This is a genomic window from Intrasporangium sp., from assembly GCF_035280925.1.
In the GTDB taxonomy this organism is placed as follows: Bacteria; Actinomycetota; Actinomycetes; order Actinomycetales; family Dermatophilaceae; genus Intrasporangium.
Window position 1 is genome coordinate 1 of record NZ_DATEEY010000186.1, and the last position, 9857, is coordinate 9857.

8 protein-coding genes, 3 tRNA genes and 1 pseudogene are annotated in these 9857 nt (G+C 68.8%); 6 read left to right on the forward strand and 6 right to left on the reverse strand.

Translation table 11 applies throughout. The features are described 5' to 3' along the window. Window positions 1–10: 10 nt before the first annotated feature. Both VJN29_RS17175 and VJN29_RS17180 read left to right on the forward strand, forming a co-directional pair. Window positions 11–100, forward strand: a tRNA-Ser gene (locus tag VJN29_RS17175). 344 nt (window positions 101–444) lie between these two features. Further along, the gene (locus tag VJN29_RS17180; protein ID WP_324144861.1) at window positions 445–1125 is read left to right on the forward strand and encodes a Crp/Fnr family transcriptional regulator; all 681 of its coding nucleotides are present in this window, start codon (window positions 445–447) and stop codon (window positions 1123–1125) included. Window positions 1126–1153: 28 nt separating this feature from the next. On the opposite strand, the gene VJN29_RS17185 is transcribed toward VJN29_RS17180, so the two are convergent. Further along, window positions 1154–1324 (reverse strand): hypothetical protein, encoded by a 171-nt coding sequence (locus tag VJN29_RS17185; RefSeq protein WP_324144862.1) that lies wholly within the window; start codon window positions 1322–1324, stop codon window positions 1154–1156. 216 nt (window positions 1325–1540) lie between these two features. Here VJN29_RS17185 and folP point away from each other — a divergent pair, with 216 nt between their 5' ends. Both folP and VJN29_RS17195 read left to right on the forward strand, forming a co-directional pair. Beyond that, window positions 1541–2476, forward strand: a complete 936-nt coding sequence (folP, locus tag VJN29_RS17190) for a dihydropteroate synthase (RefSeq protein WP_324144867.1) — start codon at window positions 1541–1543, stop codon at window positions 2474–2476. Window positions 2477–2706: 230 nt separating this feature from the next. Further along, the gene (locus VJN29_RS17195; RefSeq protein WP_034805904.1) at window positions 2707–2910 is read left to right on the forward strand and encodes a cold-shock protein; all 204 of its coding nucleotides are present in this window, start codon (window positions 2707–2709) and stop codon (window positions 2908–2910) included. Between the two features lie 156 nt (window positions 2911–3066). Here VJN29_RS17195 and VJN29_RS17200 read toward each other — a convergent pair whose 3' ends face one another. Together VJN29_RS17200 and VJN29_RS17205 are read right to left on the reverse strand one after the other, a co-directional pair. Further along, entirely contained in the window at window positions 3067–4623 is a 1557-nt protein-coding gene (locus VJN29_RS17200) for an LCP family protein (protein WP_324144863.1), read from the reverse strand. 91 nt (window positions 4624–4714) lie between these two features. Then, on the reverse strand, window positions 4715–6283 hold the full coding sequence (locus tag VJN29_RS17205; protein ID WP_324144864.1) for an LCP family protein: 1569 nt from the start codon (window positions 6281–6283) through the stop codon (window positions 4715–4717). Window positions 6284–6465: 182 nt separating this feature from the next. Between VJN29_RS17205 and VJN29_RS17210 the strand changes: the two genes are divergently transcribed. Continuing rightward, window positions 6466–6555: transfer RNA gene (locus tag VJN29_RS17210), tRNA-Ser, on the forward strand. 82 nt (window positions 6556–6637) lie between these two features. Here VJN29_RS17210 and VJN29_RS17215 read toward each other — a convergent pair. Both VJN29_RS17215 and VJN29_RS17220 read right to left on the reverse strand, forming a co-directional pair. After that, a complete protein-coding gene (locus VJN29_RS17215; RefSeq protein ID WP_324144865.1) occupies window positions 6638–7108 on the reverse strand; it encodes a DUF6328 family protein in 471 nt (156 codons plus the stop codon). A 154-nt stretch (window positions 7109–7262) separates the two neighbouring features. Continuing rightward, window positions 7263–9089, reverse strand: coding sequence for a phosphoenolpyruvate carboxykinase (GTP) (locus tag VJN29_RS17220; RefSeq protein WP_422653712.1), 1827 nt, complete (start codon window positions 9087–9089; stop codon window positions 7263–7265). 462 nt (window positions 9090–9551) lie between these two features. On the opposite strand from VJN29_RS17220, the gene VJN29_RS17225 reads away from it, so the two are divergent. Continuing rightward, window positions 9552–9624 (forward strand) — tRNA-Arg (locus VJN29_RS17225). A 98-nt stretch (window positions 9625–9722) separates the two neighbouring features. Here the strand turns inward: VJN29_RS17225 and VJN29_RS17230 are convergent. Then, window positions 9723–9857 (reverse strand): annotated as a pseudogene (locus tag VJN29_RS17230) (ISL3 family transposase); the annotation flags it as partial.

The window sequence follows — 9857 nt, forward strand, 5'->3', positions numbered from 1 at the left end:
GGCGCACCAAGGAGGGCTCGCATAGTGGCCTAGTGCGGCGGTCTTGAAAACCGCTATGGGTTTACGCCCATCGTGGGTTCGAATCCCACGCCCTCCGCCAGCCCGCCCCTGACACAGACAGTCCGTACCCGGATGAATCCCCCCACAGGATCGCCATCGAGCCAGCACCTATGTGGAGACGATGGCCCCGATCATCCGGGGATACCTCGCTGAGGCGGGCCTGCTGACCCGGTGGCTCGGAGCCGGTGACTCGGAGCCGGTGACGCGGAGCCGATGAGTCGGCGGTCGACGCGGGGTCCGGCGCCCTCTTCCGGGCCCCGCGCCGAGTCCAGGTGCCCTGGCCAACTCCCACCATTGGCCAGGGCGTGGACCCCACTTCCCTCCCCGCTGTGTCGTTTGGTGTGCCTGCTGTCCCGGCCGCCGCCCATCGGTGAGACTGGTCTCGTGGCGGACATCGCAGTGGAACTCGCCGGGGTTGAGCTCTTCGCGGGCCTGGTTCCCGAGGCCCTCGGTCGCCTCGCCGAGCGGGCCTACGTCCAGCGGGTCGGACGGGGACAGGTCCTGTTCATCGAGGGCGAGCCGAGCGACACGTTCCTCCTGGTGCGCAGTGGCCGCCTCCGGGTCTTCCGGGACTCTCCCCAGGGCGACGAGCTGACGTTGAGCTTCATCGAGCCGGGGGCGACGATCGGCGAGCTGTCGGTGGTGGACGAACGCCCCCGGTCCGCCTCGGTCGATGCGGCCGAGCCCTCCGCGCTCGTCGCCGTGCCGAGCGGCGTGGTCCGGGAGGTGCTTCGGTCAAGCCCCGACTCGATGTGGCATGTCGCCCAGCAGCTGGCTGCCAAGGTTCGCCAGCTGACGGACACCACTGCTGACCTCGTTCTCCTCGACCTGCCTCGGCGGCTCGGCAAGCTCATTCTCGAGCAGGCCGTCGATGCCGGCGGCGGTCGCCTGACGACGACCTTCGTGACCAGCCAGTCTGGTGTGGCGGCGATGCTCGGGGTGACCCGGCAGTCGCTCAACCGTGCGTTGGCGGCACTGGTCAGGCGGGGATGGGTGAGGGCGGCAGACGGTGGTCGGCTGGAGATCGTCGACGCGGCCGCGCTGCGGCGTTTCATCGCGTCCTGATCCCGGTTCGCGCTCGGCCTGCTGGCGGTCAGGCCGCCCGGGCTTCGGTCCGTCGGTCGTGAGAGCGGGCCGCTTCGGTGGGGACCAGCTCGTCGTGGTGGCGACCGGGGACCCAGCAGGCCCAGTCGTTCCATGGGGTGCGGGACTCGATGTCCCAGGTGTGTGCGGAGTGCCGGGTCTCGAGGGCGATGGCGTTCATGGTGACTCCCAAGCGGTGGAGGGCTCTTGCTGATGTCTCCCAGACTGCCCCGGCGGCGGGTGCCGGGTCTGTCACCTGGGTGACCACCGCCCTGTCATCCAGGTGACACCGTGGTCCGTAAGGTAGGGAGTCGTGACCGCCCCCGAAGAACCGCCCGCACTGGGCCCCGCAATGGGCCCGCGAGCCCACGACTGGGACGCGGTCCTCGGCTCGGTGATGGCCGGCCTCACACCGCTGACCCAGCCCACGCCGCCGCCGCTCGTGCTGCGGGGTCGGACCTTCGACGCAGGCCGTCCGGCGGTCATGGCCATCGTCAACCGGACGCCGGACTCGTTCTTTGCCGGCAACCGTCATGCGCAGCTCGACTCCGCCAGGCACGCACTCGAGGAGGCGCTCGATCTGGGTGCGGACCTCGTCGACGTCGGCGGTGTCCGGGCCGGCCAGGAGGGGGCGCAGGTCGACGAGGAGGAGGAGATCCGCCGCGTCGTGCCCTTTCTCGAGTGGGCCCGGGGGGCGCACCCCGACGTCATCCTCAGTCTGGACACGTGGCGCTCGGGCGTCGCCCGAGCCGCAGCGGGCGCCGGAGTCGACCTCATCAATGACACGTGGGCCGGAGCAGATCCCGGGCTCGTCCACGTCGCTGCCGATCTCGGTGCCGGCTACGTCGTCTCCCACGTGGGCGGCCTGCCGCCGCGCACCGACCCCGTTGCCGTCACCTACGGGGACGACCCGCTCGACGTGGTGCGCGACGTCGTGACCACGCTCGCGCGCGGTGCCCACGCGGCCGAGCTGAGCGGCATACCCCCTGAGCGCATCCTCATCGACCCGACCCTGGACTTCGGCAAGACGACCCAGCACTCCCTCGAGGTGCTTCGGCACACGGCCGACATCGCAGCACTCGGCTACCCCGTGCTGCAGGCGTTGTCGCGCAAGGACTTCGTCGGTGAGAGCCTCGACCTGCCGCCCGAGGAGCGGCTCGAAGGCTCCCTGGCAGCCACGGCGGTCGCGGCCTGGCTCGGCGCCACGGTCTTCCGCGCTCACGACGTGCGGGCCACCCGCAGAGTGGTTGACATGGTCGCCACGATCCGGGGAGATCGGCCGCCCGTCCACGCGAAGAGGGGTGCCGGACACGGAGATCCGGCGAACGCCTGATGAATTCGCAAATTGCCCAAGGTTCCAACAGGCGGACCCGCAAGTAGCATGCTAAGTTCGTCGCGGTTGCAGTTGCAGTTCCTCGCAGTCGAGTAGGTGCCCGTCATCCAAAAGGTGGCGGGTTTTCAGTATCGACGTCGACGGGTTCGCCCGCCGAGTGGCAGAAGCGGCAGCCTGGGACCACGCGAGGTGCGTGATCCCACTGGCTAAAGAAGGAAAGAGTTACCCGTATGGCACAGGGAACCGTCAAGTGGTTCAACGCTGAGAAGGGCTTTGGATTCATCGCCCAGGACGGCGGCGGCCCCGACGTCTTCGTCCACTACTCGGCTATCCAGACGAACGGCTACCGTTCGCTGGATGAGGCGCAGCGCGTCGAGTTCGAGGTCACGCAGGGTCCGAAGGGTCCGCAGGCTGACGCAGTGCGTCCGCTCTGATCCCAAGGATCGAACGCAACGAGCGACACCGATCAGTCGTTTGTGACCGAGCCCCCCGGCAATGCCGGGGGGCTCGGTTCGTTCACCGTCAACCACGACGAGGCCGTATGCCGCTGGGGTCGCTCCGCCCGTCGGTCGCCTCCCGTCGGGGCGGGCTCAGGCGCACTCGTCGACGTCGACCTGCTGCGTCGGCGTGGACGTCGGGGTGCGAGCTGACGTCGTGGTCGTGGCGGCCGGCTTCGGCCTGCTCGTCGGCTTGGGCGGGTCGATGGCCTTGTGCACGAGAGAGCGGACCAGCTCGTAGTCCGGGTTGCTGCTGTAGGGGAATCCGTTCTTCATGGAGAAGCCCAGGCTGGTGATCTTCCCGTCCTGAACCCTTTCGACGAGCTCGGCGAAGGCGGGCAGGTTCTGACCCGGAATGTCGGTGTAGACGTTCTCCCTGAGGATCTGCGCGATGTTGGCGTACTTCGTCAGCATGAAGGCCGGGTCCACGTGGTTCACGACGGCCTGCACGACGCACCGTTGCCGTTGCTGACGATGGTCGTCGCTGTCCGCCGCGCGGGTGCGCGCGTACCAGAGCGCCTCGTACCCGTTGAGCAGCTGGGGCCCCAGCTCGTCGAAGTAGTGGGCGTAGCTGCCGTCGGGACGCTTCTGCCCGTACGGCAGCGGAGTCTTGCCATCGAACCCGCCGAGCTTGACGTTGACCTCGACGCCCCCCATCGCGTTGACGAGCTCGGTGAAGCCCTTGAGGTCGATGACGACGAGGTGGTCGATCTTGAGGCCCAGGACCTCACCGACGACGTTGCGCGTCTCGGTGCGCCCGGGCACGTCGTCCTCGGCGTACGCCTCCGGATGCTCCTCCCGGAACTGGTCCACCTCGGTCCAGATGGCGTTGATGGCGCACGGGTCGGCCGGGTCCTTCGCCTTGCGCGGGCAGTTCGGCACGTCGTGGCTTCCGCCATAGGTGCCCTCCGGCCAGAGTTGCCGGAGCGGGCTCTCCGCTGGGAGCGGGGCCCACTCGAAGTTGCGCGGCACCGAGATGAGGACGGTCCGGCCGGTCTTGGTGTCGATGCTCGCGACGATCATCGAGTCCGGCCGCGTGCCCACCCGGCCAGTGCCCGCGTCGGAGCCCATGAGGAGCAGGTTGACGCGCGGCGTGTCCCGCCAGGGGTCGGCATCGGGTTCGTTGACGACCTTGGCACCCTCGCCGGGTCGCAGGGGCTGGGCGCTGAACACCTCGGCGATCGTGTCCTTGGTGATCAGGGCCGCCTCTGCGCCCTTGTAGGTCCCGGTGCCGACCAGCGCGACCATCAGGGTGGTGAAGAGCGCCAGGACGCGGGTGCGGGACCGGTCCAGCCACTCCGGTCGGGACGCCACCGCGGTCGCGACGATCGACCCGCACCAGATGAGCCCGCCCGCAGCGAGGAGGACCCCGGCTGCCTGCAGCAGGTCCGGGTGGGTCAGCACGTACAGGCCGAAGTCCTTGATGCCCCGGGACGCAAGGACGTAGGCGAGGGCAGCCAGGGCCGCCAGGAATACGGTGAGGATCAGCCAGCCTGCCGCGCGGGCCCGGGTCCGGATCAGGCCGGCGCCGGGGACCGCGGCTCCAAGGGCGACCAGGCGCATGGAGCGGCGGTAGCGGGATCGCAGCTGTCGGCGAACGGAGCCCCTGCCCACGGGCGCGGCGACGCGCCTGGCGTGGTGCACGGTCATGGGTTCCCCTCGTGGTGGCTGGTGGAGGCAGCCCCAACATTGTGCACGGTTTACGGCGAGATGCCAGTCGGGGGCCGAGAATCGGTCGGCGTCAGGCGCAGGCGTCCACCTCGGCAGGTGACGTCGTCGTGTCCGGAGAGGGGGTGGGTGTCCGCGTCGGCGATGACGGGCTCTCCGGCTCGCTCGGGCCCGGCTCGGCGCTCGGGCCTGACGGCTTCGGCTCGGGCGGGGTGATCGCCTTGGCGACGAGTGCGCGGATCTGCTCGTAGTCCGGGTTGCCGGGGTGGATCCCGTGGCTCGGGTCGATGCCGACGCTGACGAACTTGCCCGACTTCTGGATGCGCTCGACCAGCTCGACGAAGGCGGGGAGGTTTGCGGCCGGGATGTCGGTGTAGATGTTCTCGCGGGCGATCTGCGCGATCTCGGCGTACTTCGCGAGCATCGCCGTGGGGCTCACCTGGCCCACGACCGCCTGGACGACACAACGCTGCCGGGACATCCGGTTGTAGTCGTCGTCCGCGGCCCGGGACCGGGCGTACCAGAGCGCCTGGTAGCCGTTCATTCGCATCGGGCCCGGGGTGTCGAAGTAGTGCGCGTAGCTGCCGTCGCCGTTTCGCGCACCATAGGGGATCGGCGTCCTCCCGTCGTAGCCGCCGAGCTTGACGTTGATGGTCACGCCACCCATGGCGTTGACCAGCTGGCTGAAGCCCTCGAGATCGACGACGACCGTGTGGTCGATCTTGAGGCCGAGGATCTCGCCGATGACGTCGCGGGTCTCGGAGCGACCGGGGACATCGTCGTCGGGGAACGCGTCGGGATTCTCCTCACGGAACTGGTCCACCTCGGACCAGATCGCGTTGAGCATGCACTGGTCGTTGGCGTCCCGCTCCTGGCGTGGGCAGCTCGGCACGCCGTAGGTGCCGCTCGGCCACCTCTCGCGCAGCTTGCTCGTCTCCGGGAGCGGGACCCGCTGGAGGTTGCGGGGCAGGGAGATGAGCACCGTTCGGCCGGTCTTCGTGTCGGTGCTGGCGACGATCATCGAGTCGGTCCGAGTGCCGTCCCGGCCGACCCCGGCGTCCGACCCGAGGAGCAGGATGTTGACGCGTGGGGTGTCGGCCCAGGGGTCCTCGCCCTCGGCGACGTGCGCACCTTGGCCCGGCCTGAGCGATGAGTCCTTGAAGATGACGTCGACCGTGTCGCGCCCGATGAGGGCGAACTCGGCCCCCTTGTAGGAGGCTCCGCCGATGAGGACGACCATGACCGTGGTGAAGATGGCGAGCGACCGCGTGCGGGCGCGGTCGAGCCGCCGAGGCCGGGACTGGACCGCCGTCGCGATGATCGAGGCGCACCAGATGAAGCCGCCGATCGCGAGGACGATGGTGACTGCGAGCAGGTAGCGCGTGTTGCTGGCTATGACGAGGCCGACCCTGGTCGGGCCCCGGGTGAGGATGAGGTAGGCAACCGCCACCACGCTGGCGAGGAACACGACGAGCAGACCCCAGCCCCAGGCCCGGCTGCGCGTCCGGGTCAGCCCGGCGCCCGGGAGCAGCGTGCCGAGGGCGGTGAGTCCGATGGCCCGACGGAAGCCGGCGGACAGCTCGCGGCGCAACGACCGGCGGCCCCCGCTCCCTTCCGTGCGCCGTCTGGGCTCGTCGCTCATGGGGTCCTTTCGGGCGTGCGAAGGCATTGCGGGGTGGTCGTCATTCTGCCTTGTCCTACTGTGAGGACGCTCCCAGACGACGGAAGGTTGGCCGTGGCCTTGCGCGGGCACCACCCGGTTTTGGCCGGGGAGCGCCCTCCCGGTAGCCTGTGCACGCTTGTGTCCCTCGGGATCGCGGGCGTGGAGGCGTCGCATAGTGGCCTAGTGCGCCCGCCTGCTAAGCGGGTTGAGGATAAAACCTCTCGCGGGTTCAAATCCCGCCGCCTCCGCCAGACGAGAATGGGCCCCACCCTCGGAGCGTGCTCGGGAGGTGGGGCCCCGACTCTGTGTAGCACGTCGGAGGTGACGGGCGAGTCACTCGTCTGTCGGCTGTTGCTTCTTCACGAGTGGCACGGCGACCCACAGGGCGAGTTCCAGCGCGAGCAGGGCAGCACCGGTCCAGAACGCGGCCGTGTGGGACAGCAGCACGTCGAGGACCAGCACGACGCCGCCGATGATGCCCAGGCCCAGCGACAGCAGCCCGACGATGATGAGCCGGTCGGTGTAACGGACGATGAAGTCCTTCAGTCCCTCGTGGAACAGCGCCCGATGCAGGGCCACGGGGGCCGTGAACACGATGACGCTGATCGAGGCCGCCATGAGCGTGACGAGATAGATCGTGCGCTGGAGCCCGGTGAGCTCGGTGAACCGCTGCTGGAAGGGAATGGTGAGCAGGAAGGCGAAGAGGATCTGCACGCCCGCCTGCGTGATGCGCAGCTCCTGGAGCTGCTCGTTGAAGTTCCGGTCGAGCCGCTCGGCCTTTGTCTCGTTTCGCTCGTACGCCATGGACACATCGTGTCGCACCCAGCCGCCCACGAGGCGCAAGGGCGCTCCCGGAGCGAGCTGAGCGGCATACGGACACATGACGGAGCCCGGCACCCCACAAGGGTGCCGGGCCCGCATCACGTCGTCCGGTCCCACCGACGGGACGGACTACGGCTCAGTTCGCGCCGAAGCGCGCCTTGAGACCGTCGAACTCGGCCCACAGCTCCGGCGGGAGCTGGTCGCCGAGAGACTTGAACCAGTCCTCGATGAGGGGCAGCTCGTCCGCCCACTCGGCGGGACGGACGGCGCCGGCCTTGTCGAGGTGCTCCTCGGTGACGTCGAGGCCGTCGATGTCGAGGGCGCCGGGGGCCGGGACGAGGCCGACGGGCGTCTCCACGGCCTCCGCGTCGCCCTCGAGCCGCTCGACGATCCACTTGAGGACGCGGCTGTTCTCGCCATAACCGGGCCAGAGGAAGGAACCGTCCTCGTCTCGCCGGAACCAGTTGACGCCGTAGATCCGCGGCAGCTTGGACGCGTCCGCCTGCTTGCCGATCGCCAGCCAGTGGGAGAAGTAGTCGCTGACGTTGTAGCCGAGGAACGGCAGCATCGCCATGGGGTCGCGACGGACCACGCCGACGGCGCCCGTGGCGGCAGCGGTCGTCTCCGAGGAGAGCGTCGCGCCGACGAAGGTGCCGTGCGTCCAGTCGCGCGACTCGTAGACGAGCGGGATCGTCGTCTTGCGGCGGCCTCCGAAGAGGATCGCCGAGATCGGCACGCCGTCCGGGCTGTCGTACTCCGGCGCCGCGATGGGGCACTGGGCGATCGGCGTGCAGAAGCGGCTGTTGGGGTGGGCGGCCGGCTTGTCGGACTCCGGGGTCCAGTCCTCGCCGAGCCAGGAGGTCAGGTGGGCCGGCTTCTCGTCGGTCATGCCCTCCCACCAGATGTCGCCGTCGTCGGTCAGGGCGACGTTGGTGAAGACCGAGTTGCCCTTGTTGACCGTGGCCATGGCGTTCGGGTTGGTCGACTCGCCGGTGCCGGGGGCGACACCGAAGAGGCCGGCCTCGGGGTTGACCGCGTAGAGGCGGCCGTCCTCACCGAAGCGCATCCAGGCGATGTCGTCGCCGACCATCTCGGCCTTCCAGCCGGGGATCGTCGGGTCGATCATGGCGAGGTTCGTCTTGCCGCAGGCGCTCGGGAACGCAGCAGCGATGTAGTGGACCTTCCCCGCCGGGTTGGTCAGCTTGAGGATGAGCATGTGCTCGGCCATCCAGCCCTCGTCGCGGGCCATGGCGCTCGCGATGCGCAGGCTGTAGCACTTCTTGCCGAGCAGGGCGTTGCCGCCGTAGCCGGAGCCGTAGCTCCAGATGACGCGCTCCTCCGGGAAGTGCGTGATGTACTTCGTGTCGTTGCAGGGCCACGGGATGTCCTGCTCGCCCTCGCCGAGCGGCGCACCGACCGAGTGCAGGGCCGGCACGAAGGCGGCGTTGGTCTCCTCGAGCTTGTGCAGGACCTTCTCGCCGCAGCGGGCCATGATGAGCATGGAGACCGCGACATAGGCCGAGTCAGTGATCTCCACGCCGAACATCGGGATCTTCGCGTCGAGGTGGCCCATGACGAAGGGGATGACGTACATCGTGCGACCGCGCATCGACCCTCGGTAGAGGTCGGTCATGATCGTCTTCATGTCGTCCGGCGCCATCCAGTTGTTGGTGGGGCCGGCGTCCTTCTCCTCGACGGAGCAGATGAAGGTGCGGTCCTCGACGCGGGCGACGTCGCTCGGATCGGAGGCGCACCAGAACGAGTTCGGCTTCTTGTCCTCGTTGAGCCGCACCAGCGTGCCGGCCTCGACGAGCTGGTCGGTGAGCTCGGTCCACTCCTCGGGAGTGCCGGTGACCCAGCGGATGTCGCGCGGCTGTGTCAGCTCGGCGACCTCGTCGACCCAGGCCTGCAGGCCCGCGTGGGTCGAGGTGTGCGTGGTATCTGTCGTGGTCAACTTGCCCATCCCTTTCGCGCGGTGGTCGGGCACCGCGCCGTGCCGGTGGTCGTCCACCATGCGGGCAGGGCTCGCGATCGGCGCGCAGCGAGCAGGTGTCCGCATGGTGAACACATGACGTGATGCAACCAAGGTACCCAGCCGCGGGAGGGCCGTTGACCGTGCCTTCGGTGCGGTACGGTGACACCGCTCACAACCACTTCGGCTTGCAAGGAAATTGACGGCGAACTGTCGCCTTCTTGCAGAGTTTGCGACACGGTGGATGTGCCGTATGCCGCTGAGCTGCTCTCGCTCGCCGCCCGGCGGCCGCTCCTGCCGCCCTCCTCGTCGAGGGTGCAGTAGGTGCCATGAGGCGGGCGGTAGGGCTGGGGCCGGACAGGCATACGGAAGGCACCGCGGGAAACGGCTCGATTTCGTGGGGTGGCGCCGAGGCGCTAAGGTAACTCTTCGTCCGCCCGAGTGGTGGACGTTGCACCCGTAGCTCAACGGATAGAGCATCTGACTACGGATCAGAAGGTTAGGGGTTCGAATCCCTTCGGGTGCGCACTGTGTTGAGACAGTAAAGGCGGCCTGACCAGCGGAAACGCGGGTCAGGCCGCTTCTTTGCGTGCGTCGTGAGCACCGCTCATCTTTGGCGGCTCTTCACGATTGAGGGTGTAGCCGCGGCCTGAACCCGCCGGTCTCGAGCAGGCTGCGGGCGATGTAGTGGGCGAGGTTGCGGAAGCCGAGGGCGGAGCCGCGCAGGTGCTCGAGCCTGCCGTTCACTGCCTCGGTCGG

What these genes read in the sequence shown, in the direction of transcription:
- VJN29_RS17185 (WP_324144862.1), bottom strand. Translation starts at nt 1,324, where the DNA reads ATGAACGCCATCGCCCTCGAGACCCGGCACTCCGCACACACCTGGGAC.
- folP (WP_324144867.1), top strand. Translation starts at nt 1,541, where the DNA reads ATGGCCGGCCTCACACCGCTGACCCAGCCCACGCCGCCGCCGCTCGTG.
- VJN29_RS17195 (WP_034805904.1), top strand. Translation starts at nt 2,707, where the DNA reads ATGGCACAGGGAACCGTCAAGTGGTTCAACGCTGAGAAGGGCTTTGGA.
- VJN29_RS17200 (WP_324144863.1), bottom strand. Translation starts at nt 4,623, where the DNA reads ATGACCGTGCACCACGCCAGGCGCGTCGCCGCGCCCGTGGGCAGGGGC.
- VJN29_RS17205 (WP_324144864.1), bottom strand. Translation starts at nt 6,283, where the DNA reads ATGAGCGACGAGCCCAGACGGCGCACGGAAGGGAGCGGGGGCCGCCGG.
- VJN29_RS17215 (WP_324144865.1), bottom strand. Translation starts at nt 7,108, where the DNA reads ATGGCGTACGAGCGAAACGAGACAAAGGCCGAGCGGCTCGACCGGAAC.
- VJN29_RS17220 (WP_422653712.1), bottom strand. Translation starts at nt 9,089, where the DNA reads ATGGGCAAGTTGACCACGACAGATACCACGCACACCTCGACCCACGCG.